General features: G+C 73.4%; 17 protein-coding genes. 7 read left to right on the top strand and 10 right to left on the bottom strand.

What is annotated here, in order from left to right; all coding sequences use genetic code 11:
- Positions 1–47: 47 nt before the first annotated feature.
- Together dacB and ABEA15_RS11230 are read right to left on the bottom strand one after the other, a co-directional pair.
- Positions 48–1,679, bottom strand: coding sequence for a D-alanyl-D-alanine carboxypeptidase/D-alanyl-D-alanine endopeptidase (gene dacB, locus ABEA15_RS11235; RefSeq protein WP_345556597.1), 1,632 nt, complete (start codon positions 1,677–1,679; stop codon positions 48–50).
- Between the two features lie 406 nt (positions 1,680–2,085).
- The gene (locus ABEA15_RS11230; protein WP_345556595.1) at positions 2,086–3,144 is read right to left on the bottom strand and encodes a trypsin-like serine peptidase; all 1,059 of its coding nucleotides are present in this window, start codon (positions 3,142–3,144) and stop codon (positions 2,086–2,088) included.
- Positions 3,145–3,349: 205 nt separating this feature from the next.
- Here ABEA15_RS11230 and dxr point away from each other — a divergent pair, with 205 nt between their 5' ends.
- The 5 genes from dxr (at position 3,350) to ABEA15_RS11205 (ending at position 10,336) form a co-directional block, all read left to right on the top strand.
- Complete coding sequence (dxr, locus tag ABEA15_RS11225; protein ID WP_344142441.1) at positions 3,350–4,549, top strand: 1-deoxy-D-xylulose-5-phosphate reductoisomerase; 1,200 nt, start codon at positions 3,350–3,352, stop codon at positions 4,547–4,549.
- Positions 4,550–4,571: 22 nt separating this feature from the next.
- Positions 4,572–5,930, top strand: coding sequence for a M50 family metallopeptidase (locus ABEA15_RS11220; protein WP_344142198.1), 1,359 nt, complete (start codon positions 4,572–4,574; stop codon positions 5,928–5,930).
- Positions 5,931–6,358: 428 nt separating this feature from the next.
- Positions 6,359–7,516, top strand: coding sequence for a flavodoxin-dependent (E)-4-hydroxy-3-methylbut-2-enyl-diphosphate synthase (gene ispG, locus ABEA15_RS11215; protein ID WP_344142196.1), 1,158 nt, complete (start codon positions 6,359–6,361; stop codon positions 7,514–7,516).
- A 192-nt stretch (positions 7,517–7,708) separates the two neighbouring features.
- Positions 7,709–9,298 carry an alpha/beta hydrolase gene (locus tag ABEA15_RS11210; RefSeq protein WP_345556593.1) on the top strand — a complete coding sequence of 530 codons (1,590 nt, stop codon included), beginning with the start codon at positions 7,709–7,711 and terminating at the stop codon, positions 9,296–9,298.
- A gap of 195 nt (positions 9,299–9,493) precedes the next feature.
- Complete coding sequence (locus ABEA15_RS11205; protein WP_344142192.1) at positions 9,494–10,336, top strand: GNAT family N-acetyltransferase; 843 nt, start codon at positions 9,494–9,496, stop codon at positions 10,334–10,336.
- Between the two features lie 120 nt (positions 10,337–10,456).
- Here ABEA15_RS11205 and ABEA15_RS11200 read toward each other — a convergent pair whose 3' ends face one another.
- The 5 genes from ABEA15_RS11200 to ABEA15_RS11180 form a co-directional block, all read right to left on the bottom strand.
- Positions 10,457–12,172: an ABC transporter ATP-binding protein gene (locus tag ABEA15_RS11200; protein ID WP_345556591.1), complete on the bottom strand. Its 1,716-nt coding sequence runs from the start codon at positions 12,170–12,172 to the stop codon at positions 10,457–10,459.
- Positions 12,169–13,071 carry an ABC transporter permease gene (locus tag ABEA15_RS11195; protein ID WP_344142190.1) on the bottom strand — a complete coding sequence of 301 codons (903 nt, stop codon included), beginning with the start codon at positions 13,069–13,071 and terminating at the stop codon, positions 12,169–12,171. Before ABEA15_RS11195 ends, ABEA15_RS11200 begins: the two co-directional genes overlap by 4 nt.
- Positions 13,068–14,018 carry an ABC transporter permease gene (locus ABEA15_RS11190; protein ID WP_344142189.1) on the bottom strand — a complete coding sequence of 317 codons (951 nt, stop codon included), beginning with the start codon at positions 14,016–14,018 and terminating at the stop codon, positions 13,068–13,070. The genes ABEA15_RS11195 and ABEA15_RS11190 overlap by 4 nt, the downstream gene beginning before the upstream one ends.
- An 88-nt stretch (positions 14,019–14,106) precedes the next feature.
- Positions 14,107–15,684, bottom strand: a complete 1,578-nt coding sequence (locus ABEA15_RS11185; RefSeq protein ID WP_344142187.1) for an ABC transporter substrate-binding protein — start codon at positions 15,682–15,684, stop codon at positions 14,107–14,109.
- Between the two features lie 580 nt (positions 15,685–16,264).
- Positions 16,265–17,233 (bottom strand): ATP-binding protein, encoded by a 969-nt coding sequence (locus ABEA15_RS11180; protein ID WP_345556588.1) that lies wholly within the window; start codon positions 17,231–17,233, stop codon positions 16,265–16,267.
- A 419-nt stretch (positions 17,234–17,652) separates the two neighbouring features.
- On the opposite strand from ABEA15_RS11180, the gene ABEA15_RS11175 reads away from it, so the two are divergent.
- Positions 17,653–18,219 (top strand): ATP-binding protein, encoded by a 567-nt coding sequence (locus ABEA15_RS11175; protein ID WP_345556587.1) that lies wholly within the window; start codon positions 17,653–17,655, stop codon positions 18,217–18,219.
- A 100-nt stretch (positions 18,220–18,319) separates the two neighbouring features.
- Positions 18,320–19,267, top strand: a complete 948-nt coding sequence (locus ABEA15_RS11170) for an alpha/beta hydrolase (protein WP_345556585.1) — start codon at positions 18,320–18,322, stop codon at positions 19,265–19,267.
- A gap of 78 nt (positions 19,268–19,345) precedes the next feature.
- Here ABEA15_RS11170 and ABEA15_RS11165 read toward each other — a convergent pair whose 3' ends face one another.
- The 3 genes from ABEA15_RS11165 to ABEA15_RS11155 all read right to left on the bottom strand — a co-directional run bounded on the left by ABEA15_RS11165 (position 19,346) and on the right by ABEA15_RS11155 (position 25,794).
- A complete protein-coding gene (locus tag ABEA15_RS11165) occupies positions 19,346–20,197 on the bottom strand; it encodes an AMP-binding protein (RefSeq protein ID WP_345556583.1) in 852 nt (283 codons plus the stop codon).
- A 409-nt stretch (positions 20,198–20,606) separates the two neighbouring features.
- A complete protein-coding gene (locus ABEA15_RS11160) occupies positions 20,607–23,141 on the bottom strand; it encodes an ATP-binding protein (RefSeq protein WP_345556581.1) in 2,535 nt (844 codons plus the stop codon).
- A gap of 217 nt (positions 23,142–23,358) precedes the next feature.
- Positions 23,359–25,794: an ATP-binding protein gene (locus ABEA15_RS11155; protein WP_344142179.1), complete on the bottom strand. Its 2,436-nt coding sequence runs from the start codon at positions 25,792–25,794 to the stop codon at positions 23,359–23,361.
- Positions 25,795–25,866: the final 72 nt, after the last annotated feature.

The raw sequence follows: 25,866 nt of genomic DNA, 5'->3' as shown, positions 1-25,866 counted from the left end.
GGGGCGCCGGTGGCGCCGGGGCGCGGCGGCGTTTGCGCGCCGCGCCGTCAGCAGGTGCCGGCCCAGGTGCACTCCAGGTCGGCGGCGGGGGAGCCGGGTGCCGTGCGCTGCGCGGCCAGGGGGCGGGCGACCTCGACCGCGCCGCCGCGGGTGAACTCGGCCAGGCGCACGGCGATCGCGTCCTGGATGTCCCTCGGCGCGGCGCCGGCGTAGCCGTTGTTGATGATCGAGAAGACCAGGCGCTCCCCGCCGGCGGTGGTCACATACCCCGACAGGGCGCTGACACCGCTGAGCGTGCCGGTCTTGGCCCGCACGTTGCCCGCGGCCGCGGTGCCGCCCATGCGGCCGGACAGGGTGCCGCCGACCATGTGCTCGGGGGCGCCCGCCAGCGGCAGCGCGTCCCGCCAGGTCCCGAACCAGGGCTGGTGGCGCACCCGCTCCAGCAGCCGCACGGTCGTGGCGGCGGTCAGCCGGTCCGAGCGCGCCAGGCCGGAGCCGTCGTCCAGCTCGACGGCGTGCGTAGGCACGCCGAGCCGGTGCAGCGCCCGGGTCGCCACGGCGATGCCCGCGTCCCAGCCGCCCTCGCCGGCGGCCTCGCGGCCCATCGCCTTCATCAGGATCTCGGCGTGGCCGTTGTTCGACAGCTTCAGGAACGGTGTCAGCAGCTCGCCCAGCTCCATGGAGGAGCGCTCGGCGACGGGCACCGACCGCTGCGGAGCGGTGCCGCGCTCCACGTCCCCGGCCACCTTGACCCCGTGCTCCTCCAGGGACGCGGCGAAGAGGTGGGCGGCGTGGTCGGTGGGCTCGTCCACCGTCCGCAGGGTGGAGTAGGTCCGGCCGACCGGCAGCTCGCCCTCGGCGGTGAACTCGTTGGTGTCGGGCTTGCGGGAGACACCGAAAGTGGACGGGGCGTCGGCGGCGCCGGTCGCGGCCTCGTTGGCGAGGCTGAGGTTGTCGGTCATCGGCGACAGCGCGACGTCGACCGCGTCTCCTTGAGCCCCGCCGGGGGTGGCGTCGACGTCGACCACGCCGGTGTCGTAGTCGCTGTTGGCGGCGAGTGTGAGCGCCGAGATCTGCGCCGAGTAGTAGTAGGGCCGGTCGGCGGGGTCCCACGCGGGGGAGAGGCGTTCGGCGTCGAACCAGGTGTCGTCGGCGACCAGGTCGCCGGTCACCACGCCGACTCCGGAGTCGGCCACCTCGGCGGCGAGTTCGTCGACGGCGTCGGAGGTGAGCGTCGGGTCGCCGGTGCCGACCAGGTGCAGGTCGCCGTCGACGACGCCGTCGCCGGGGTCCTCGCCCGCGGAGACGGTGGTGGTGAAGCGGTAGTCGGCGCCCAGGACCTCCATCGCGGCGGCGGAGGTGAGCAGCTTGGCGTTGGAGGCGGGGATCAGCTCGGTTCGGGCGCTGCCGCGGTAGAGCACGTCGCCGCGGGTGAGGCTGCGCACCAGGACGCCCGAGGTCGCACCCTCCAGGCGCGAGTCGGCGAGCAGGGAGTCGATGTCGGAGCGGAGGTCGGCGACGCCGGTGGCGGATTCGGCTGAGGCCGGCACGGCTCCGGCGGCCAGCAGGGCCGCGCTCGCCGCGGCCGCGACGGCGGCCGAACCGGCGCGGACGGCGGTGCGGCGCGGGCGCGGCGAGCTGACCGGGGCGGACGGCGCAAGGTCGTTACGGTTCGGCATAGCGACGTAACCTACAGCAGCCGCGGGCTCGGGGAAAGCAGGCGGACCGGGCCGCGCCGCGGGCGTGCGAAGCCCCTCCGGCGGCGGCCTGCGAAGGGCGGTGCGGCGCCCGCCCGGGCGGGCGGGACGTCGCGGCGCGCGCCGCACGCCCGCCTACCCCGCCTTCGGGGACAGGCCGCCGGTGCTGCAGCCGCTCTTCGGTGGCGGCCCGGTGGCCGCGGCCGCGATCCCGCTGATCGTGGAGTTCGGGCCCGCGCCGCTGCCGGCGGCCTCGCCGAGGGCGGGCCTGCCGCCGGCGCCGCCGCGGGGGCCCCGGTGAAGCCCGAAGAAGCGAAGCGGGAGCGGCCCGGTCCCGCGCGCATTGGTGCGCCGGACCGGGCCGGCACCCGCGCCGCCCGCCCCGGCCCTAGTAGGACCGGGCGCGGTCGTAGACCTTGCGGGCGGCGCCCCCGAGGTGCGGGCCGTACTGGGTGCGGCTGTCGTCGGCGTACTTGAAGCTGATCACCGAGACCACGGTGCCCTTGCCCGACCCCTCGTCGAAGCCGCTGAGCCACGGGCCGCCGCTGGAGCCCTCCGTCAGCTTGCAGGCCATGCCGTTGGCGGTGGTCCCGCCGTCGTCGTCCACGGTCGGGCCCGAGCAGTAGTGCAGCCGCCGGCCCTCGTACCTGCCGGTGGCCGGGTAGCCGAACGCGTAGGTGGGGTCGGTCGGCTCGGTGCCGAAGGCGATGGGCTGGGCGCCGACCTCGTCCTGGACGTGCGCGCCGTCGGAGCGGTTGAGCACCGCCATGCCGAAGTCGTAGCTGTCGTCGGCGCCGCCGGCCCACTGCGGTGCGACGAACATCTGCCGCGCGGTGTAGCGGCCGTGCGGGCTCCGGCCGTCGTCGTAGCCGGGGACGAAGGCCCAGTTGGCCGCCCACGGGCCGGTGCCGTCCTTGAGGCAGTGCCCGGCGGTGATGACGGTGTCGTGGTTGTCGGCCGAGACCACCGAGGCCGAGCAGGTGAAGTCGCGTCCGTCGAGGGTGAGGAAGACCTTGCCGGTGGTGCGGGTCACGCGGCCGCCGCCCTGCCAGGGCTCGCCGGTGCTGGAGCCCCCGGCGGCCTGCTGCTCGGCCTCGCCCGTGCCCGGCAGCAGGCTGCCGGCGAGGTCGTTGAGCGCGGGTACCAGGGGCTCCGCCTCGGCCATGCGCTGCCGGGTCCAGTAGTCCAGCACCTCGCGGTGCTCGTCGGCGCCGACGGCGGCGGCCTGCCGGACGACGCCGTCCTGCTCGTGTCCGGCGGGCGCTGTCCGATCCCGCGCGTCCTGCGCGGGGGCCGCGGCCTCCGACGAGGGGGCCGCCTGCGCGGCTGCGCCGGCCTGGGCCCCGCTTGCGGCGTCGTGGGCGGGTTCGGCTCCGGAAACTCCGGCCAGCGCCGTGACAGCGCTGAGCAGGGTGCCGACGAGCTTGTGGGAGACGGGTGAGTACATGGCCCCGGATCATGCCACACTTTGTGTAATCGAATGACTACTTTAGGAATGCGCGGCGGGTCGGCTGGGTAGGGGCCGCGGTCCTGCCGCGCCCGCGGCCCCTGTGGACGGCGCCGACCGGTCCGCGGACATGGGCGACAATGGCAGTGTGCGAATCGCGGAGAAGCTGCTTGCGGACGTCCCTGCCCAGCGCCGGCGCGAGGTGGTGATCCTCGGCTCCACCGGCTCGATCGGGACCCAGGCCATCGAGGTCGTCACCGCCGATCCCGACCGCTTCCGCGTCGTCGGCCTGGCGGCGGGGGGCGGCAGGGCCGACCTGCTGGCCGACCAGGCCGCGGCGCTGGGCGTCGAAGCCGTGGCCGTGGCCGACCCCCGGGCAGCGGAGGGGCTGTCCGCGCGCCTGCGCGAGCGCGGATCGGCGGCGAAGGTCCTGGCCGGCGCCGAGGGCGTGGCGGAGCTCGCGGCCTGGGAGTGCGACGTCGTCCTCAACGGCATCACCGGTGCGCTGGGCCTGGAGTCCACGCTGGCCGCGCTGCGGGCCGGGCGGCTGCTGGCGCTGGCCAACAAGGAGTCGCTGATCATCGGGGGGCCGCTGGTGCGCCGGGCTGCCGAGCCCGGCCAGATCGTGCCGGTCGACTCCGAGCACTTCGCCCTGGCCCAGTGCTTCCCGCGCGCCGCGCCCGGCGAGCTGGCCAGCCTCGCTCAGGGGCAGGTCGACGCACCGCTGGACGAGGTGCGCCGGCTGGTCATCACCGCCAGCGGCGGCCCGTTCCGCGCGCGCGGCCGCGACGAGCTGGCCGGGGTCACCCCCGCCGAGGCCATGAACCACCCCACCTGGGACATGGGGCCGGTGATCACCGTCAACTCGGCCACCCTGGTCAACAAGGGGCTGGAGGTCATCGAGGCCCACCTGCTCTTCGACATCCCCTTCGACCGCATCGAGGTGGTGGTGCACCCCCAGTCGGTCATCCACTCCATGGTCGAGTACGTCGACGGCTCCACGCTGGCCCAGGCCAGCCCGCCGAGCATGCGCATCCCCATCGCCTACGGCATCGGCTGGCCCGAGCGCGTGGGCGCGGCGGCGCCGCCGATCGACTGGACCTCCGCCCACACCTGGACCTTCGCCCCGCTCGACCACGAGGCGTTTCCGGCCGTGTCGCTGGCCTGCGAGGTCGGGGCGGCCGGGGGCACCGCGCCCGCCGTCTACAACGCGGCCAACGAGGTCGCCGTGGCCGCCTTCCTCGACGAGACCCTGGCATTTCCCGCCATCGTGGACACGGTGGCACAGGTAGTCTCAGAACACCGGGCGGGCGCGGCGGCGTCCGACCTGTCGCCGGCCGAGCTCTACGCGGCCGACGACTGGGCGCGCCGCCGCGCCCGCGAACTGATCGCGCGGGCGGCATGACGAGAGGTACGGGGAGAGTCACATGGTCACGTTTCTGACCGCGCTCGGGATCGTACTGTTCTTCCTCGGGCTGCTCCTGTCGATCGCCTGGCACGAACTCGGCCACCTGGCCACCGCCAAGATGTTCGGCATCCGCTGCACCCAGTACATGGTCGGCTTCGGCAAGACCCTGTGGTCGCGCAAGTGGGGCGACACCGAGTACGGCGTGAAACTCGTGCCGCTGGGCGGCTACGTGCGGCTCGTGGGGATGATCCCGCCCGCGGCCAAGCCCCGCGACACCTCCGGCAAGCCGATCTCGCGGTGGCGGGCGATGATCGAGGACGCCCGCGAGGCCAACAGCGTCGAGCTCGAACCCGGCGACGAGGACCGCCAGTTCTACCAGCGCGCCCCCTGGAAGCGGATCATCGTCATGGCCGGCGGGCCGGCGATGAACCTGATCCTGGCCGTGCTGCTGTTCGCCGCCATCATGATGGGCATCGGCGTCCCCCAGCAGACCACCACGGTGAACACGGTCTCCACGTGTGTGCTGCCGGCCGACTCGGCCACCACCGACTGCCCGCCCGGCGCCGAGCCCAGCCCGGCCATGGAGGCCGGCATGCAGCCGGGCGACGAGATCGTGGCCGTCGCCGGCGAGCCCACGCCCGGCTGGCAGGCCGCCAACTCCGCCATCCGCGAGCACACCGGGCCCACGCAGTTCACCGTCGAGCGCGACGGCGAGAGGCGAACGCTCACCGTCGACCTCATCGAGAACCAGGTCGTCGCCCGCGACGCCGAAGGCGAGATCGTGTACAAGACCGGGCCCGACGGCGAGCCGGTCACCGACGACCGCGGCTTCCGGGTGCCCGCCACCGAGACCGCCGGGTTCCTGGGCATCACCTTCGCGCAGGAGCGCAGCCCGCTGACCGTGGGCGAGTCGGCCGAGCGCATGTGGGAGTCGGTCGTGGGGGTGGCCGACGCCCTGATCGGACTGCCCGCGAAGGTCGACGACGTGTTCCGCGCCGCCTTCCTGGGCGAGGAGCGGACCGTCGACTCCCCGGTGGGGATCGTGGGCGCCTCGCGCATCGGCGGCGAGGTGCTGTCCCAGCCCATCCCGATGACCGACCGCGTGGTGTTCCTGGTCAACATGCTCGCCGGGGTCAACCTGTTCCTGTTCGCGTTCAACATGGTGCCGATACTGCCGCTGGACGGCGGGCACATCTTCGGCGCGCTGTGGGAGTGGGTGCGCCGCGGCTTCGCGCGCCTGTTCCGCCGTCCCGACCCCGGACCCTTCGACGTGGCGCAGCTGATGCCGGTCGCCTACATCGTCGTGGCCTGCTTCGTGGTCTTCAGCGTGATGCTGCTCGTCGCCGACGTGTTCAACCCGGTGCGCCTCACGCAGTGACCCCGGCGCCGGTGGCCCGGCCGCCCGCGGGCGGCCGGGCCACCGGCGCGGATGTCCCCATACGCGCTGGATGTCGGCGATGGCCGCGGCCGCCCGCTATCGTGCCGCCTGGGACGCAGGGGGCCTGCGGGACGCGAGTGACCGCCTCTCCCCGAACCCGCGTGCTCCCTTCGCCCCGCTTCGCCGGTGATCTCCGGAATGCGATGCGGGGTGAATCACCGCAATCACGCTGCGAACGGTCACCCTCTGTTCTCTTGGTCACGGCGTAACGTCCTGCTCGATACGGGTAGCCTTGGCAGCGTGTCGGAGCGCCCGGAGTCTGATCCCGGCGCCCCCGGCGGCGGCTCTCGCTGTCCGCTGCCCCGATTTCAAACCGACTTCTAACGACGCTGCCGGCCGAGCCCCCGGCAGCCGTGAGGTGAAAACGCGTGACCGTCGATCTTGGAATCCCCGCCGCCCCGCCCCGTCCGCTCGCTCAGCGGCGGAAGTCGCGGCAGATCATGGTCGGCAACGTACCGGTCGGTGGGGACGCCCCCGTTTCCGTGCAGTCGATGACGACCACCGTCACGTCCGACATCAACTCGACGCTGCAGCAGATCGCCGAACTGACGGCTTCGGGTTGCCAGATCGTGCGCGTCGCGGTGCCCAGCGCCGACGACGCCGAGGCGCTGCCCATCATCGCCAGGAAGTCCCAGATACCGGTCATCGCCGACATCCACTTCCAGCCCAAGTACGTCTTCGCCGCGATCGAGGCGGGCTGCGCCGCGGTGCGTGTCAACCCCGGCAACATCCGCAAGTTCGACGACCGCGTGGGCGAGATCGCCAAGGCCGCGAGCGACGCCGGCGTGCCCATCCGCATCGGCGTCAACGCCGGGTCGCTGGACAAGAGGCTGCTGGAGAAGCACGGCAAGGCCACCCCCGAGGCGCTGGCGGAGTCCGCGCTGTGGGAGTGCTCGCTGTTCGAGGAGCACGGCTTCCGCGACATCAAGATCTCGGTCAAGCACAACGACCCGGTGGTGATGATCAACGCCTACCGGCTGCTCGCCGGGAAGTGCGACTACCCGCTGCACCTAGGCGTGACCGAGGCCGGCCCCGCCTTCCAGGGCACCGTCAAGTCCTCGGTGGCCTTCGGCGCGCTGCTGGCCGAGGGCATCGGCGACACCATCCGCGTGTCGCTGTCGGCCCCTCCGGCCGAGGAGGTCAAGGTCGGCAACCAGATCCTGGAGTCGCTGGGCCTGCGCGAGCGGGGCCTGGAGATCGTCTCCTGCCCCAGCTGCGGGCGCGCCCAGGTCGACGTCTACAAGCTCGCCGACGAGGTCACCGCGGGCCTGGAGGGCATGGAGGTCCCGCTGCGCGTGGCCGTCATGGGCTGCGTGGTCAACGGCCCGGGTGAGGCCCGCGACGCCGACCTCGGTGTGGCCTCGGGCAACGGCAAGGGCCAGATCTTCGTCAAGGGCGAGGTCATCAAGACCGTGCCCGAGTCCCAGATCGTCGAGACGCTGATCGACGAGGCGATGCGCATCGCCGAGGACATGCAGTCCGACGGCGCCGAGCCCGGCGCGCCCTCGGTCTCGGTCGCGGGCTGAGGCCGCGCGGCCGGCGTGAGGACCGGCCGCACCGTGCGCCGACACCCCGGCGGGCACCGCGCCCGCCGGGGTGTCGGCGCAGCGGCCCCCGGCACCGGACCGCCCTCGGTCCCCTCCGCCGTGTCGCTTCCGCACATCCCGGTCGGATACGGAGAGAATTCGTCCGATGACGCGAGGTCGAAGGAGGCGGGCATGGCTTCTTCCCGATGGGCGGCCGCGGCGGCGCACACGGCGGCGCTGGCGACGGCGGCGCTGGCCCTCGTTCCCGGCACCGCCGCGGCCGCGAACGCGCCGCAGCAGCGGCTGGAATGGGGCGCGTGCTCCGGGCTGGAGGCGCCCGAAGGCACCCCGATGGTCTGCGCGCGGCTGACGGTCCCCCTCGACCGCGGCGCGCCGGCCGCGCAGCGCGGCACCGCCGAACTGGCGCTCTCGCGCGTGCCCGCCCGCGAGCAGCGCACCGGGACGCTGGTGGTCAACCCCGGCGGACCGGGCAGCCCCGGCCGGATCTGGGCCGCGCGCACCGCGGCGTCCCTGCCCGACGACCTGCGCGACCGCTACGACGTCGTCGGCTTCGACCCTCGCGGCACGGGAGCCAGCACCCCCGCGGTCTCCTGCGACCCCGAGTTCTTCCAGGCGCCCCGCCCCGACACCGTTCCGCGGACGGCCGCCGACTCCGCCACCCTGACCGACCGGGCCGCCGGCTACGCGGCGGCCTGCTCCCGCTCCACCGGCGGCGACCTGCTGGAGCACATGAGCACCGCCGACTCCGCAGACGACATCGACGCCATCCGGGCGGCCCTGGGTGCCGAGCGCGTGGACTACCTCGGCTACTCCTACGGCACCCTGCTCGGCGCGGTCTTCGCCACCCGCCACCCCGACCGGGTGCGCCGCCTGGTCCTGGACAGCGTCGTCCACCCCGGCCGCCCCTGGTACCGGGCCAACCTCCGGCAGAGCCGGTCGCTGGACGCCGCCGCGCAGAACTTCTTCGCCTGGACGGCGCGCCACGACGACGCCTACGGCCTGGGCGACACCGCCGGCGAGACCGCCGCGGCCTACTACGGCACCCGCGCGGACCTTGCCGAAGCCCCCGCCGAAGGCGCCGTCGGGCCGACGGAACTGGAGAACACCTACCTCACCGCCGCCTACTCGGCGGCGACCTGGCCCGAGCTGGCGCGCGCCCTTTCCGACCACACCCGCGACGGCGACACCGCCGGCCTCACCGAGGTGCACCGCGCATACGGCGACAGCGCCGAGAGCGACGCCTCCTACGGCGCCTACCTCGCCACCCAGTGCACCGACGCCCGGTGGCCGCGCGACACGCGCACCTGGCTGGATGACGGCGAGAAGGCGCACGCCGAAGTCCCGTTCCAGGGATGGAACAACATCTGGTACAACATGCCGTGCGCGTTCTGGTCCGCCCCCGGCGGCACCTGGCCGGACGTGGACGGCAGCGGTGTCTCCGGCGCCCTGCTGGTCCAGGCCGAGGACGACGGCCCCACGCCGGTCGAGGGCGCCTTCGCGATGCGCGAGCGCTTCCCCGGCGGCCGGCTCGTGTTGGAGAGCGGCGGCGTCTCCCACGGCGTCTCGCTGGGCGGCAACCCCTGCGTCGACGGCGCCGTCGCCGACTACCTGCGCGACGGCACGCTGCCCCCGGCCGGCGGCCGCCCGGACGCGGCCGACCTCGTCTGCCCCCCTTCCCCCGAGCCCGCACCCGCAGCCGAGTCCGGCGACGCCTCCGGTTCCCGCGGACCGCAGGCCGCGCCGGACCTGCTGCGCCGGTGACCGCCCGACCCGGCACCCGGCCCGTCCGTGTGCGGACGAGCCGCGCTCGCACCGGGAGCGGTGCGCTACCCGCGGTCGATTAGTCTGGGAAGCGAGGAACATGACTGTTCACGGCGCGGGCCCGACCCACCGGGCCGCTGATCGGCGGCCGAGCGCGCACGGCGGGGCCGCCCGCTACCGGACGGGGTGATGCGGGTGCTGCGGACCTCATCGGTACGTGTGCTCGACGAGCGCGACCGCGACAGCGTCCAGGCCCTGCTCGACGCCGACCCCGTAGGAAACGTCTTCGTCAGCTCGCGCCTGCGCAGCGGCGGCATCGACTCCGGCCGGCTCGGCGCCGAGCTGTGGGGCTACATCGAACGCGGCCGCATCACGGCGCTGTGCTACTCCGGCGCCAACCTGGTGCCGGTCAACGCCGGCCCCGACGCCGTGCGCCAGTTCGCCGAGCACGCCCGCTGGCAGGGGCGGCGCTGCTCCTCCATCGTCGGCCCGGTGGACCCGGTGGCCGATCTGTGGGCCCGCCTCGGCCCCGCTTGGGGCCCGGCCAGGACCATCCGCGAGCGGCAGCCGGTCATGGAGATCTCCGAGCCGCCTCGGCGCGAGCCGGACCCGCTGGTGCGCCGGGTGCACCCCGGCGAGATCGGCATCCTGCTGCCGGCCTGTGTGGCGATGTTCACCGAGGAGGTCGGCGTTCCGCCCGACTCCGGCGACGGCGGCTCGCTCTACCGGGCCCGGATCGAGGAGCTGGTCCGCACCGGCCGCGCCCTCGCCCGCATCGAGGACGGCCGGGTGGTGTTCAAAGCCGAGATCGGCGCGGTCACTCCGCACGCCTGCCAGGTGCAGGGCGTGTGGGTGCACCCCGAGCTGCGCGGGCGCGGCCACTCGGTCCCCGGCATGGCCGCCGTCGTGCGCTACGCCCTCGCCGAGATCGCGCCGCGGGTGACCCTCTACGTCAACGACTTCAACAGCCCCGCCCGCGCCGCCTACCGCGCGGTGGGGTTCCGCGAGGTCGGGGCCGTGCGCTCGGTGCTGTTCTAGCGGCGGCGCCGCCGCGCCCCGGAGCCGAAGCGCCCCCCGCAGAGGGTGCGAGCGGGCCGGGGACCGCGGCGGCCGAGGCGCCGCGGTCCCCGTGCCGAGCTCGGCCCGGTCCCGGCCCTTTCAGTCGCGGCCCGCGGCGGGTGCGCCGGTAGCGGGGGCATCCCGCGGCGCCTCGCCCAGGGACAGCTCGAAATCGGGCGTGTCGGCGATCAGGGCCCGGGTGTAGGAGTGCGTCGGGCTGGACATCACCGTGCCCACGTCGCCGTACTCGACGATCTCGCCCTTGTTCAGCACCGCCACGCGCTGGGCGATGTTGGAGACCAGCGCGATGTTGTGGGTGACGAACAGCAGCGCCATCCCGTCGCGCTGCAGGTTGCGCAGCAGCTCCACGATCTCGGCCTGCACCGACACGTCCAGCGCCGACGTGATCTCGTCGCAGATCAGCAGGTCGGGCGTCGTGGCGATCGCGCGGGCGATCGAGACCCGCTGGCGCTCGCCGCCGCTGAGCTGGTCGGGGTAGCGGTTGCCGTAGGAGGCCGGCAGCGCGGCGCGCTCCAGGGCGTTGCCCACGATCCCATCGGCGTCGGCCGGCTTGCCCACCAGGTGGGTGTAGGGCGCCAGGACCAGGTCGCGTACGCGCTTGCGCGGGTTCAGCGCCTCGTAGGGGTTCTGGAAGACGTACTGCACCCGTCGGCGCTGCTCGGCGGTGCGCCGGTAGCTGCTGGTGGCCAGCTGCTCGCCGTCGAAGACCGCCTCGCCGCTGAACTGGTGGTGCAGGCCCACCAGCGAACGCGACAGCGTGGTCTTGCCCGACCCCGACTCGCCGAGCAGCGCGACGCACTCGCCGCGGTCGACGTCGATGTCGATGTCGCTGAGCACCGTCGTCGAGCCGTAGCCCGCTCGCAGGCCACGGACCCGCAGCAGCGGCCCGGGAGCGTCCTCGGCGGGTTCGGCCGGGGCGGTGTGGCCTTCGGTCTTGAGCAGGGGCACCGCGCGCAGCAGCTGCATCGTGTAGGGGTGCTGCGGGCGCGAGAGCACCTCGGCGGCCGGGCCGTGCTCGACGACGTCGCCCTTGTACATCACGGCGAGGTCGTCGGCGAGGTCGGCCACCACCGCCATGTCGTGGCTGATGTAGACGCCCGCGGTCCCGTATTCGCGGGTCATCCGGCGGATGGTCTGCAGCACGTGCGCCTGCGTCGTGACGTCGAGCCCCGTGGTGGGCTCGTCCATCACGATCAGGTCGGGAAAGGCGATGAACGCCATGGCGATGGCCACGCGCTGCTGCTGCCCGCCGGAGAGCTGGTGCGGGTAGCGGCGCAGGAACCGGTCGTCCTCGGGCAGGGCGACCTCGCGCAGCACCTCACGTACGCGCGCGTCGGTGTCCGAGACGGCCGCGGCGGACTCGGAGTCCTCACCACCTGCGGTGGCGTCACCGCCGGTGGCGTCGTGCAGCGCCTCGCGCAGCTGGGTGCCCAGCCGCAGCGCCGGGTTGAGCGCCGACGCGGGGGACTGCGGGATGTAGGCGACCGCGCGACCGCGCATCCGCCGCACGTCCGCGGGGCCGCGGCCCAGCAGCGGCTCGCCGGAGAGCGTGATCCCGCCCGCGGTGACCTCGGTGGCGCGCTTGCAGTGGGCGAGCAGCGCCAGGCCCAGGGTCGTCTTGCCCGACCCGGACTCGCCGACCAGGCCCAGGATGTCGCCGCGGCGCACCTGCAGGGAGATGTCGGAGATGATCTCAACGTCGGAGGGGCGGCCGATGACCGTCAGCCCCTCGACCCGGAGCGCCGTGCGCTCCTCCTCGTCGGCGTTGTGCTGGGCGGTGTCCTGGATCGTCATTGCTTCTCCACCCCGCGATCGATACCGATCGACGCTCGCGAGAGTCCGTCGGTGATGAGGTTGGCCCCGATGGTCAGCAGCGCCACGGCCGCGACGGGCAGGACCACGGACCAGGGCTGCACGGTGACCGCGATCCGGTTCTCGTTGATCATCAGACCCCAGTCGGCCGTCGGCGGCTGGAGGCCCATGCCGAGGAAGCTCAGCGTCGCGATCAGGCCGACCGAGTAGGTGATCCGCAGACCCAGCTCGACCAGCAGGGGGCTGGTGATGTTGGGCAGGATCTCGGCGGTCATGATGCGCCAGCGGGGCAGGCCGATGGCCTCGGCGGACTTGACGAAGTCCTGCTCGACCACCTTCAGCGTGGCCTCGCGGGCCACGCGCGCCACCCGGCAGGCGTGGGAGACGCCGATCAAAGCGACGATCAGCCACACCTGCGGGCCGACGATCGACATGACGAGCAGGGCGAGGACCAGCTGCGGGAACGCCAGCGCCATGTCGTTGACGCGCATGATGGCCTCGTCCAGCCATCCGCGCTGGTAGCCGGCGATGACGCCGAGCACGGTGCCCAGCAGGACGCCGCCCAGCGCCGCGGATACGGCGATGGAGATCAGCGTGTAGCCGCCGTGCAGGAACCGGCTGAGCACGTCGCGGCCGATGCCGTCGGTGCCGAAGACGGTGCCGTCCGCGGAGGCCCGGTTGGGGATGCCCACGAGCTCGGTGGGCGAGTACGGGCTGACGAACGGTCCGACGACGGCGATCAGCACGATCACGCCGACCAGGGTCACTCCGGCCTTGGTGCGCCCGTGCCGCCACGCCGCGCGGAACAGTCCTTCGCGTCGCTGCTGGGAGGCGGGCGCGGGTGCCGCGGCCTCGGGTGCGGTAGCGGTTGCTGTACTCATCGGGCGGACACCCTCACCTTCGGGTTGGCTGCCAGGCCCACGACGTCGGCCAGCAGGTTGACCACGATGTATACGGCGGCGATCAGCAGCGTGATCGCCTGGATCACCGGGATGTCGCGGGTGGCGATGGCGTCCATGAGGGCCAGGCCGATGCCCGGGAACGCGAACAGGAACTCCACGGCCACCACACCGCCGGCGAGCCAGCCGAGCTGGACGGCGATCACCTGGGCGACGGGGCCGATGGCGTTGGGGGCGGCGTGGCGCCAGATGACCACCCGCTCGGACAACCCCTTCAACCGGGCCTGCTGCACGTACTCGCTCTCCAGGACCTCGATCATCGAGGCGCGCATCATCCGGACGATGGGCGGGCTCACCGCGATCGCCAGGGTCAGCACGGGCAGGATGAGCTGCACCGGATCGGCGAGGACCGAGCTGGCCGTGCCCGCGAACACGGGCGGGAGCAGGTGCAGCCAACCGGTCGACAGCGCCAGGATCAGCAGGATGCCGACCGCGAACTCCGGAAGCGAGGCCAGCACCAGCGAGACCATGGAGGTCGCGTGGTCGGCGGCGCGGTCGCGGCGGATGGCGCTGAGCGCGCCGAGCAGCAGCGCGATCGGCGTGGCGAGCAGCGCGGACAGTCCCAGCAGGGTCAGGCTGCCGGCCACCCGCGGGCCCAGGTACTCCGCGACCGGGCGGGCGTTGGCGAAGGAGTCGCCGAGGTCGAGCGTGAACACACCGGCGATCCACTTGCCGTACTGCAGGGCGAGCGGGTCGTTGAGGTTGAGCTGGTCGCGCAGGACGGCGACGCGCTCGGCGGTGGCGTCGCGGCCCAGGATGGCGCGGGCCGCGTCGCCGGGCAGGGCCTGGGTCGCCAGGAAGACGACGAGCGACACCACGAAGAGTGTCAGCAGCCCGTAGCCCAGGCGGTACAGGATCAGACGTGACATGTGTGACGACCTTTGCGAGACATCGGTCAAAGGGGATCGGAGGCGGCACGGTACGGGTGCCGCGCCGCGGGGAGCGGCTAGGGCGCCGTCACTCCTCGATACGGACGCGGTAGAAGCCGTAGGAGGTGAGCGGGTGTCCGGTGGCCGAGGGCTCCAGGCCCTTCACCTTGCGGTGGAAGCCGTCGAGGATGTTGACGAAACCCCAGATGATGTAGCCGCCGCGCTCGTGCTCGATCTCCATCGCCTTGCGGATCAGCCGGTGGCGCTCGTCGTCGTCGACGGTGGCGCGGGCCTCGCGGACCACCTCCAGCCACTCCTCGTCGTCCCAGTGGGTCTCGTTGAACGCGGCGTCGGGCATCGACCCCTGCGCCGCCTGGGAGAGGTAGTTGCGGGTACTCCAGAAGTCCTGGGCGAAGGTCCACTTGAGGTAGTTGTCGCCGTAGTACTCGGTGGAGTTGGTCTGGTTGAGCTGGACGGTCACGCCGGCCTTGCTCGCCTGCTCCTTGAACACCTGTGCGGCGGCCTCGGCTCCGGTGCTGATGGGGCCGGTGACCAGCGTGACCTCCAGGCCGTCGCCGTGGCCGGCCTCCTCCAGCAGCCGCTTGGCCTCGGCGATGTCCTGCTCGCGCTGGTCGGGCAGCTTGTCCTCGTCGTAGGCGGGGTCGAACCGGCCGTAGATGTCGTTGGCGACGCTGCCGTACCCGGCCAGGGCCTGGTCGACCATCTGCTGGCGGTCGACGATCAGCCGGAAGGCCTGGCGCACGCGGACGTCGTCGAACGGGGCCTTGTCCACGCGCATGGTGAACGGAACCCACATGCCGGTCTCGGACTCCAGGGTCCGGATGTTGGGGTTGGCCCGCACGACCTCGATCTGGCTGGGCGGAAGCTGGCTGATCGCGTCGACCTGGCCGCCGAGGAGGGCGTTGACGCGCGCGGTCTCGTCGGGGAAGTTGACGATCTCCAGCTCCTCCAGCTGGGGAGCGCCCTTCCAGAACCCGTCGAACTTGGTGAAGAGGCTGCGCTGGCCCGGCGTGAACTCGGCGAACTTGAACGGCCCCGCACCGATGGGCTTCTCGGGGTCGTATCCCTCGGGCACGATCCCCATCGAGTACTCGGCCAGCAGGTCCAGCAGCATGACGTAGGGCTCGCTGAACGGGAGCTGCACGGTGCGGTCGTCGACCCGTTCGAGCTCGTCGCGCTTAAGGGTGGACAGCTGCTCGCTGTTGACGGCCAGCTCATCGGGGTCGGTGATCCGGCGCATCGTGAAGATCACCGAGTCGGCGTTGATCGGCGAGCCGTCGTGGAAGGTCAGCCCCTCTTTCAGGGTGATCGTCCAGACCGTGGCATCGTCGTTGGGCTCGATCGACTCCGCCAGCGCCATCTGGATCGAGTAGTCGGTCTCGAAGTAGCACAGGCTGGCGTAGAGGTTGTGGCAGCGGGCGATGTCGGTGTTGTCGGTCGGGGTGTGTGCGTTCAGGGTGTCCTGCGCCGATCCGCCGGCCACGCCAACGCGCAGCCGCTTGCTGCCGGCCTCGCTGGAACCGCCACCGCCGCACGCCGCAAGGGCGGGGACGACGACGGCACCGGCGGCGCCGGCCTTCAGAACGCTTCTGCGGGTGGGAGGAGCCTCGGTTCCCGGATGATCGCTGTCGACAGAGGGCGGCACGGGGACCTCGATTCGGTTGGGGATCGGACACGGCGCCGGTCCGCCGACCAGGCCTCCCGCGGGGAGAGGGTCGGTTGCAGCGGTCGCGCCGGCCGACGCAGACGGGGGGAGCGCGCCGACTGTTCGATGGTTGTCACCGGAAACACGCACGTCAACCCGTGTTCAGTCGGTCACCTACCGTGATTCGCGCGTCCGTGCAGCCGATCTTGTCGCTCGATCACCCGTTGTCACAATTTCGCCGCCCACCTGCGGGTTTGCGATAATCGCAAGACCCGCCGCGCGTGCCGAGCCGCAGGCGGGTCGAGCGTCGTTCACGGGGTGGAAGATGTCAGTTCCGCGCCTTGTTTCGTGATGCAATCGATGCACGCGGGTAGTCAAGTCTTGTTGTTTGCTGACCGAAATGCGTGATTTGTCGGATTCGATGGTGCGGCTCGGCTGTTCGGTCGGCGGCCCAGTCGCCTCCGGGGCGCAGCCGAGTCCCGGCGGCGGGGGCGCCTTCCGCTCCGCGCGGGTGAGGAGCCCCCGCGGCTCCGGCGGGCGGCCGGGCTTCCACCGCCGCGGGTGCCCCGGCATCGGGACCTCAGGCCCGCTGCGCCTCCAGCGCCTCGGGACCCATCACGAACTCCGGGTCGATCTGGGACTCCAGGTCCGCGCCGGTGGCGGCGTTGGCCCACCTGCGGGCGTTGCGCGCGTGGAACTCGGCGCTCTGCCGGGTGAAGCGGGCCCAGTCCTTGGTCGCGGCGTCGACACTGTCGCGCATCCACGCCAGCGTCTTGACGTTCTCCCCCTCCAGCTCCGAAAGGTCGGGGTGGCGGCCCTTCTCCATGGCGCGCACGAACGGCGAGTGGCCGAAGCACGCCGCCAGCGCCGAGCCCACGTGCTCGCGCAGGAACTCCACGTCGGACTCGTCCTGCACCTTGTTGCCGATTACGCGGATCTCGACGCCGTGGTCGCGGGCGTACTCGGCGTACTGGCGGTAGACGCCCACGCCGCGCAGCGTGGGCTCGGCCACCAGGAACGTGACGTCGAACCGGGTGAACAGGCCCGAGGCGAAGGAGTCGGCACCGGCGGTCATGTCCACGACCGCGTACTCGCCGGGGCCGTCGACCAGGTGGTTCAGGTACATCTCGGCGGCGCCGACCTTGGAGTGGTAGCAGGCGACCCCCAGGTCGTCCTCGCTGAACGGCCCGGTCACCATGAGCGTCGCGCCCGATGCGGGCAGGCCGAAGCGGCTGTGGAGCGGGTTCCGCGGCGACATGTCCAGCAGGCGCGAGCCGCGCCCGGGAGGCGTGGTCTTGACCATGGCGTCGGCCGAGGCGATGCGCGGGTTGTCGCCGCGCAGGATCTCCTTGATCTCGTCCAGGTGCGTGCCGAGCGGCGGGATCCCCGCCAGGTCGTCGGGTGACGCCCCCAGTGCGGCGCCCAGGTTCTGGTTGATGTCGGCGTCGACCGCGACGACGGCCGCGCCGGCTGCGGCCAGGTAGCGGGTGAACAGGGCCGACAGCGTCGTCTTTCCACTGCCGCCCTTGCCGGCGAACGCGATCTTCACAGCTGGCCTCCTGGTCTTGTCCGGTGGTCTTGCGGACGGGTTCGACGCCCGCGGCTCCGCTCCCGCGGCGAAGTCCACGGTAATGGAAACGATTATCGTTGCTTGCACGTCGCCTGTCAGGTAATTCACCCGATCGTGTCCTGGTGGCCCGGTGGCGGATCCGGCGGCGGGCGGCCGCGAGCGCCCCGAGATGCCCGCGCGGGCACACCTCGGCGGCCCGTATCATGAACGTGCAGGTCAAAGGGTTGTCTGTGGTTCCGTCGGCTTTCCCCCGGATCGAATCGGCGCCGACACGGAACCGTGTTCTGCGGGGTATGCGGGAGTGATCGCGGCCGGATGTGCTGTCCTGGTGGAGGTGTGGCGTTGTCTAAGGTGAGGCCGTCGGCTGTCGCCCGGTGGTGATGGGGAGTGAGACGGGAATGAGCGATTCGCAGCGACTCCGAGAACACGCCGCTGCCGACACGGCCGCCTCCGACGTCTGCCCCGGCACCCGCCGGCAGCACGGCCCCGACTCCTCCGCCGGGTTCGAAACCGAGGCGCTGGAGTCCGGCGAGCACTCCGGCACCGCGACCGACCACACCGTCTGGAGCTGCGTCGGCAACCTCACCGCCGTGCGTTCGATCCGCGCCCGCGTGCGCGAGTTCTTGGAGCGGGCCAAGCCGCCGGAGTCCGTGCTCGACGACGCCGAGCTGGCCTCAAGCGAGCTCGCCACCAACGCACTGCTGCACTCCCGCTCCGGCCAGACCGGCGGCGTCATGACCCTGTTCATCCGCTCGGAGCGCGACCGCGTGCGCGTGGCGGTCGCCGACCAGGGCGAGAAGGCCCAGCCCGCCGACTCCGCCGACTCCTCCCGCACAGACAACGACGACTACGGGCGCGGCAAGCTCATCATCGAGAGCTGCACCACCCGAAGCGGGGAGTACTGGACCGACACCACCCACGTGGCGTGGTTCGAGATCGACATCGAGCCCCGCGCCGCGTCCTGAGCCGTCCCGGGAGTCGTGCGAGGCGGTGGGCGGGTACCGGCCGCCGGGGTCCTTGCCGGCGCGGCTCCCGGCCGAACCGACGAGAGGAGCGCAGGCCGCCGTGACCGCCCGGCTCGATCCCGCACTGGAGGACTACCTGGCCGGCCGTCCCGACGTGGTCTGGGACGACTCCCTCGACCTCGCCGCGGAACGCGCCCGTGAACGGGCCGAGAGCCTGGCCGCCCCCCGGCTCGCCGAGCCCGCCGAGATCCGCGACCTGGTGATTCCCGGCCCCGAAGGCGCGCCCGGTATCGGCGCCCGCGCCTACCGGCCCACCGATGAGCTGAACCTGCCCGCGACGCTCTACCTGCACGGCGGCGGCTTCGTCGTCGGCGGGCTGGAGACCCACGACAACGCCGTCCGGCTGCTGGCGGAGCAGGCCCGCACCGTCGTGGTCGCCGTCGACTACCGCCTCGCCCCCGAGCACACCTATCCGGCGGCGGTCGAGGACGCCTACGCCGCCTACCTCTGGGTCCTGGCCGAGGCGGCGTCGCTGGGCGCCGACCCCGACTGGGTGGCCGTCGCCGGCGACAGCGCCGGCGGCTTCCTCGCCACCCAGGTCGCCTTCACGGCCGCCGAGCGCGGCGCCCCTCCGCCCGCCTTCCAACTGCTGATCTACCCCGCCACCGGCGGCGGCGCCGACAGCGGCGGCGGCGCGGAGCCGGACTCCGCGGGCCTGCGGCCCGAGGACATGGACTGGTACCTGAGCAGCTTCCTCGGCGGATTCCCGGCCGAGCGGCTGCCCCCGTACTTCCCCCCGGCCACGGCGCCGGACCCGGGGGCCCAGCCGCCGACGTTCGTGCTCACCGCCGAGCTCGACCCGCTGCGCGCGGACGGCGCCGCCTACGCGGACCTGCTCCGCGAGGCCGGGGTGGACGCCCGATGGCGGGACAGCCCGGGGCTGGTGCACGGTTTCCTGCGCTTCATGCACGCCGTGCCCGCGGCCCGCGCCGCCGCCCAGCCCGCCTTCGACGCGCTGCGCGCCGCCCTGCACGGCCCCCGCGCCTAGCGGGGGCGTTGCGGGGCGGCCGGGCCCGGTAGGCGCCGGGCGGGTTGGGAGCGCGGCGGAACAGTGCGCCGCCGGGGTTCACCCCGCGGGGTGCGCGACGGCGATCCGCTGCGGCGACGGAGAGCAGCGCACGGTGGCACCGTGCGCCTCGGCCGCGGCGGCGGCCTCGCGCTGGTCGCGGGCGGGCGTGGTGATTACCGAGGCGCCGGCCCAGAGCGCGGCCGCGCCCAGCACCGCGCGCTCGGACTCGTCGCAGGCGGCGTCCAGCAGGACGGTGTCGCTGCAGGTGAGCGCGAGCTCGGCGCTGACCGCGTGGAAGCGCCCGAGCAGCTCGCGGTGGCCGTGCAGGGTGCTCTCGATGCCGGACTCCCCCTCGGAGCAGTCCAGGATCCCGTTGTCGAAGAGCCCGCGCGCGGGGTCGTAGCCGCTGCCGTCCGGGCTGGGCAGCAGCAGTTCGCCGAAGGGCGTCGTCTCGGGCGCGTCGCCGAAGGCCACCACCTGGCGCACGCGGGAGTGGTCGGCCAGCTCGCGGGCGATCCCCGCCAGCGGCGCCGTCACCAGGATCATCCGGGCGTCCACGGCGGTGAGTATCTCCGTGATCGTCTCCAGGTCGGAGTCGAGGTCCAGCGGCAGGGCCAGCCCGCCCATCGCCATGACCGTGTAGACGGCGGTGAGCCGCTCCGGGCACACCGGCGCCAGCACGCCGACGATGTCGTCCGGGCACATGCCCCGCCTGCCGAGCCCGGCGGCGGCCCGTTCGACAGTGGCGGCGAAGTCCGCGCCCGGGACCGCGCCCCCTCGGGAGTCGCCCACCAGCGGCCGGGCCTCGGTGCGGCGCAGGCGGGCGAGCAGCCCGCCGGTCAGCGACCCCACCGGTGCGGCGCCGCCGAGGAAGGGCGGTCGGTCGTCGTCGGCTCCGTCGGCCCTCATCGGTCCCCCATCTAGCCGCGATCGCGTGCCGGGCTCGTCACGCCCCCTCCACGTGGCGAGCCCGGCACTCCCGTGCGGCGGGTGTCACGGGCGCCTCCCCTCTGCGCGCCCGAGACACCGCACGGTTCCAGCGTCACCGCCGAGATCGCGGCCGGTGTCCCACTCCATCGCCCCCGATCGGCACGAAGCGGGGCGCTGGTCGGGCCGGCCACCGGCACGGCCTCCACGGCATCCCGGAGCAGCTCCGGGAGGTCGGAGTCGCGCCCGCACCACCCGCTAGGGGCTTTGTGCCCCGGGCGCGATCCCATGTCTCCGACTCTAGCGTTTTACCGCGCGTTTGCACATGCATAAACGTGTGCACCTGCATATGTAGTTTCCGGTTCACCGGATGTAGGCGCGGCCATGCCGGTCACCCGCGGTCGGTGCGGCCCGAATGCCGGGTGACCCACTCGGCGATCTGCGTGCGGGAGTTGAAGCCCATCTTGCGGTTGATGTTGGCCACGTGGCGGGCGACCGTGGCCGGCGCGATGACCAGGCGCTCGGAGATGGTGCGGTTGCTGCATCCCTCGCCGACGAGCTGGGCGATCTCGCGCTCACGGCGGGTGAGCGCCTTCCTCGGCGGCGCGGAGAGGGGGGCGGGCGCCGGGCGCGGCCGGGGCATGCGCCCGGACTCGGCGATGCCGGCCGCCAGCTCCACCGCCTCCTCGACACCCAGCCGGCGACCCTCCTCCCAGGAGGCGCGGAGCTCCGCGTTGGAGTCGATCCCCGTGACGTCGCCCGTCAGCGGGAAGCGCGGCGAACCGAAGCCGGACCAGCCGCTGGACTCCAGCAGCGCCGACGCCGCGCCGGCGCACCGGGCCGCCTCCGTGCGCATGCCCTGCTGGTCGGCGACGCCGGCGATCGAGGCCAGCGTCTCGGCGAGCCCTCCGCGCTGGCCGGTGGTGTGACTGAGGCGCAGGCTTTCGCCGAGGTAGTCGCAGGCCTGGGTCACCGACCCCAGCCGCCGGGCGACGCGGCCGACGCCCGCGAGGCATGCCGCCAGCTCCCCCGGGGCGCCGATGGTGCGGTGGATGTCCATCGCCTCGCGGTAGCAGCGGTCGGCGGTCTGCATGTCGCCCTGGCCCTCGGCGGCCGCGCCGTGGGCCATCAGCGTGGTGCCCACACCCCAGCGGTGGTCCATGCCGCGCATGATCATCAGCGCTGTGTTGAAGCGCGTGTCGGCCTCGGCGAAGGCGCCGTCGCGGGCCGCCATCGACCCCTGCACGTTGAGCGCGAGGGCCTCGTTCCACAGGTCGCCCGTGGACCGCGCCAGCTCCAGCACGCCGGCGACGTGCCGACTGGCGGCGGCGGCGTCGCCGCGGACACTGGCGATCAGCGCGAGCAGGTTCTCGGCCAGGCAGACGGTGGCCCAGTCCTCCGCCGCGCGGCACAGGTCCGCGCCGGTGCGGGCCATCGCGGCGGTCTCGTCGAACCGCTTCCGCGGCCAGGCGAGCTCGGCCCGGTAGACGAGGACCCGGCCGCGCAGCGCGCCGGTGGCCGGGCCGCCGTCGCTCGGGTCGGCGCCGGCGGCCTCGTCCGGCCCGTCACGCCCGTCCGGACCGGCCTCCGCCGCCGACAGGAACGCGGCATACCACTCCTCGCCCTCGGCGAACTGGCAGGAGGTGAACCACAGGGGCCGCATCCCGGCGCAGAGCCGCAGCCCGTCGCGCACCCGGCCCTCGCGCGCCGCCCAGTGCAGGGCGGCACGGATGTTGTCGTACTCCGAGACCGCCCGGTCCCAGTAGGCGAACCGCTCCCGCCACGGCATCGCGCGGCTTGCCAGCGCGACGCGGCCCAGGTCCTCGGCGACCGCCGTCACGCGGGAGGTGTGGCGGGCGCGGACACCCACGTCCTCGCCCGCCTCGGCCAGCCGCTCGCGGGCATGCTCGCGCACCGGGGCGGGCAGCCGGTAGCGCACCCGGTTCAGGTGCTCGCCGGTCAGCGTGATCAGCGATCGATCGAGCAGTGCCGAGAGCAGGTCGAGGACGTCGTTCTCGGCCAGCGGCTCCTCGGCGCAGACGCTCTCGGCCAGCTCCAGGCACCAGTTCGGAAAGACCGAGAGCCGCCGCAGCAGGACGCGCTCGGGCATGCTCAGCAGCGAGTGGCTCCAGCCGACCACCGCGTCGAGCACGAGGGAGCGCGGCGCGCCGTTGCGCTCCGCGCCGGCCCCCGCGCCCTCCAGCGCCGCGGCCAGTCCGGCGTCGATGCCGACGGCGTCGACCCGCCCCGCCCACGCGGCGGCCAGCTCCACGGCCAGCGGTATACCGTCCACCCTGCGGCAGATCCGGTTGACGGCGGCCAGCTCCTCGGGAGAGGAGGCGTAGTCGGAGACCGCGGCGCGTGCCCGTTCCAGAAACAGCCGCACCGCGCCGTCGGCAGCGGGCTCGGCGCCGTCGCAGGCGGTCGGGACGGGCAGCGGCGGAACCCGCCACACGGTCTCGCGTCCGATGCGGAGCGGTTCGCACCCGGTCACCAGCAGCGACACTGAGGGGCAGGAGGACATCAGCGTCCCGGCGATCTCGGCCACGTGGTCGGCCACACCGTCGACGCCGTCGAACACCAGCAGCAGAGTGCGCCCGCGCAGCGCGTCGCAGACGGTCTCCAGCGGATCGCGGTTGCCCTCCTCGGTAACACCCAGTGCGCCGCAGAGCCGTGCGGTGACCTCGGCGCGGGTGGAGACGTCGGCGAGGGCCGCGAGCCAGACACCGTCGGGGAAGGACGCGGTGGCCTGGGCGGCCAGGCGCAGCGCGAGCCGGGTCTTGCCGATCCCGCCGGCACCCGTGAGCGTGAGCACGCGGTCGGTTTCCAGCAGCCTGAGCAGTTCGCTCAGATCGCGGTCGCGGCCGATGAGGCTGTCGGATTCAACGGGGAGGTTCTGCCGCGCGGGCGCGGTCTGAGTTGCCATGGCCTTCACGCGAGTAGGCGGTTCGGGGGCCGCGCTCACCTTGCCTGGGGGTAAGGGCGGGGTCGGGTACGTGATGGTGCGTGCTCGTGCCTAGGGCTCTGTCTTATTAGGTGCACTCTCGGTATGCAAGCGATACGGCGGAATCGGCTCCGCGGTGATGCGCCTGTGCAGGTGGCGGCGCCGAAGCCGGTCGCGGGGCGGGCGGACGCGGAGCGGATCAGCGCTCCAGCCGGTGCTCGTCCACCCATGCCGCCAGCTGCGCGCGCGAGGTGATCAGCAGCTTGCGGAAGATGTTGGCCACGTGGCGGGCGACGGTCGCCTGGCTGATGGTCAGGTGGTCGGCGATCTGCCGGTTGGACATGGACTCGCCCACCAGCACGGCGATCTCGCGCTCACGGCGCGTCAGCAGGGAGGGCAGCGGCCGGCGGGGCGCGGGGAAGGACACGGCCTGCTCGACCACCTGGTCCAGCGACAGCGGGCGCCAGGCCTTCCACGCCTTGTCCGCGACATCGCTCGGCAGCATGTGCCCGACCTGCCGGTAGAGGCGCTCGGCGCGCGGAGAGGGCTGCTGCAGCGCCGTGTAGAGCCGAGCGGCGACCCCCGCCAGCGACGCCGCGCGCTCGGGCTGCTCCTCGGTGAGGGCGAGCTCGGCCAGCGCCTCCAGCGCCCGTGCCATGGCGCCGCGCCGGCCCGCTGCGGAGCTGATGCGCAGGGCGCCGGAGAACAGGCGCCGGGCACCGGAGATGTCGCCGCGCGCCAGTTCCAGGTAGCCCATCGACGCCGAGCAGCGGGCGGTCTGGGGCGCCACGCCCATCTCGGCGAGTATCCGCAGCGCGCGGTCGAGCCGGCGCGCCGCGGCCTCAAGCTCGCCGCGCTGGGTGGCCAGCACGCCCAGCCCTTGGAGGGAGCGCGCCACGCACCAGCGGTCGTCCAGGCGCTCGGCCGCGGCGATGCTGCGGTGCAGGTACTCCTCGGCGATGCTGGCGTCGCCGCGCCTGCGGGCCAACCGCCCGAGCGTGCCCAGCGCGTAGACCTCGGTGAAGTGGTCGCCCGCCTGCTCGGCGGCCGCCAGCGCCATGTGCGCGTGGCCGGTGGAGGCGCCGTCCTGGCCCATGCGCAGCGCCGCCGCGGCCAGCACGCCCAGCGCGACGGCCTCGGCGGGAGTGTCGTCGCACTCGCGCGCGGTCTCCAGCGCCGAGGTGGCGATGGAGACCGCGGTGCCGGCGCCCTCGACCTCCAGGCACAACTCGGCGTGCACCGCGAGCGCGCGGGCCCGCACCGGGGGCGGCTGGGACTCGGGGGAGATCCACAGCAGCTGGCGCAGCGACCGGGTGCCGTCGATGAAGAGCCCGCGCACGAACCAGTAGGGGCGCAGCGCCACGCACAGCCGCAGCCCCTCCTCGGCGCGGCCGTTGCGCTGCGCCCAGGTGAGCAGGCGGGCGGTGTTCTCGCGGTGGTGGTCGAGCAGGTGCAGCAGCGCCAGCCGCCGCGACCAGGGCAGCGGCCGGGCGATCGCGGCGGCCATCGCCTCCGCCCGGCCGACCGCCTCGTCCAGGCAGCGCCGCCAGCAGTCGTCCTCCTCGCCGGCGGCGGCGAGGCGCTCGGCGGCGTAGGCGCGCACGGTTTCGGGCAGCCGGTAGTAGACGGTTTCGTCGACCTCGGTGTCGAGCACGACCAGCGACTTGTCCAGCAGCGAGGAAAGCAGCTCCAGCACGTCGCCGGGATCGACGTCGCCGTGCCCGCACACCTTCTCGGCCTGCTCCAGGTTCCAGGTGCCGAATACGGTGAGTCGGCGCAGCAGCACCTGTTCAGGGTGGCTGAGCAGGTCGTGGCTCCACTCCAGGACCGCGCGCAGGGTCCGCTGCCGGGCGGGCAGCGCGTCGCCCGCCGCCACCAGCAGCCGGAAGCGGTCGTCCAGGCGGTTGAGGATCTGCTGGACGGAAAGCACGCGCACCCGGGCGGCGGCGAGTTCGATGGCCAGCGGGACGCCGTCGAGCATCCGGCAGATCCTGGTGATGCCGTCGGCGTTCTCGGCGGTCAAGCGGAAACCGGGGCGCGCCTGCTGCGCGCGGGCGGCGAAGAGGCGCACCGCCTCGTAGCGCCGGGTGTGCTCGGGCGGGACCGGCCGCACGCGGGCGCCGTCCTCGCGCAACCGCGGCGCCGGCGGCAGCGACAGCGGGGGTACGCGCCAGACGGACTCGCCGGGCACGCGCAGCGGCTGGCGGCTGGTCGCCAGGATGTGCACCCCCGGGCACGAGGCGAGCACCTCGCGGCACAGGTCCGCCAGCGGCGCCACCGCGCGCTCGCAGGTGTCCAGCAGCACCAGTGCGCGCTTGTCGCGCAGGTCGGTGACGATGGCGTCGAGCGGCGGTTTCTCGCTGTTCTCCAGCACCCGCAGCGAGCGGGCGACGGCACGGACCACCTGGTCGGGCGAGGCCGCCTCGCCGAGGTCGGCGAAGCGGACGCCGTCGGCGAAGCGCGGCTCCGCCAGTTCCATGACCCGCACGGCCAAGCGGGTCTTGCCCATTCCGCCGCTGCCGGTGAGGGAGACAAGCCGGTTGCCGCCGACGACCCTGCAGAGGTCGGCGATGTCGCGTTCGCGGCCGATGAGTTCGCCGGCCGCGCGGGGCGGGGATGGGCGCGGGGTGGTCATGGCCTCGTTCACTAGGCGGCCGCGTCGTCGTGGCCGCGCCGGGGCGCGCAGAGGCACCCACACCGGCGTCGG

It is taken from the genome of Streptomonospora halophila (genome assembly GCF_039542725.1).
GTDB classification, from domain to species: Bacteria; Actinomycetota; Actinomycetes; order Streptosporangiales; family Streptosporangiaceae; genus Streptomonospora; species Streptomonospora halophila.
The sequence above is the reverse complement of the archived record's forward strand: the minus strand, read 5'-3'. Positions and strand labels throughout refer to the sequence as shown.

Excerpts from the sequence above, each read along its gene's own strand:
- dacB (WP_345556597.1), bottom strand. The coding sequence starts at position 1,679 with ATGCCGAACCGTAACGACCTTGCGCCGTCCGCCCCGGTCAGCTCGCCG.
- ABEA15_RS11230 (WP_345556595.1), bottom strand. The coding sequence starts at position 3,144 with ATGTACTCACCCGTCTCCCACAAGCTCGTCGGCACCCTGCTCAGCGCT.
- ABEA15_RS11220 (WP_344142198.1), top strand. The coding sequence starts at position 4,572 with ATGGTCACGTTTCTGACCGCGCTCGGGATCGTACTGTTCTTCCTCGGG.
- ABEA15_RS11210 (WP_345556593.1), top strand. The coding sequence starts at position 7,709 with ATGGCTTCTTCCCGATGGGCGGCCGCGGCGGCGCACACGGCGGCGCTG.
- ABEA15_RS11200 (WP_345556591.1), bottom strand. The coding sequence starts at position 12,172 with ATGACGATCCAGGACACCGCCCAGCACAACGCCGACGAGGAGGAGCGC.
- ABEA15_RS11195 (WP_344142190.1), bottom strand. The coding sequence starts at position 13,071 with ATGAGTACAGCAACCGCTACCGCACCCGAGGCCGCGGCACCCGCGCCC.
- ABEA15_RS11190 (WP_344142189.1), bottom strand. The coding sequence starts at position 14,018 with ATGTCACGTCTGATCCTGTACCGCCTGGGCTACGGGCTGCTGACACTC.
- ABEA15_RS11175 (WP_345556587.1), top strand. The coding sequence starts at position 17,653 with ATGAGCGATTCGCAGCGACTCCGAGAACACGCCGCTGCCGACACGGCC.
- ABEA15_RS11165 (WP_345556583.1), bottom strand. The coding sequence starts at position 20,197 with ATGAGGGCCGACGGAGCCGACGACGACCGACCGCCCTTCCTCGGCGGC.
- ABEA15_RS11160 (WP_345556581.1), bottom strand. The coding sequence starts at position 23,141 with ATGGCAACTCAGACCGCGCCCGCGCGGCAGAACCTCCCCGTTGAATCC.
- ABEA15_RS11155 (WP_344142179.1), bottom strand. The coding sequence starts at position 25,794 with ATGACCACCCCGCGCCCATCCCCGCCCCGCGCGGCCGGCGAACTCATC.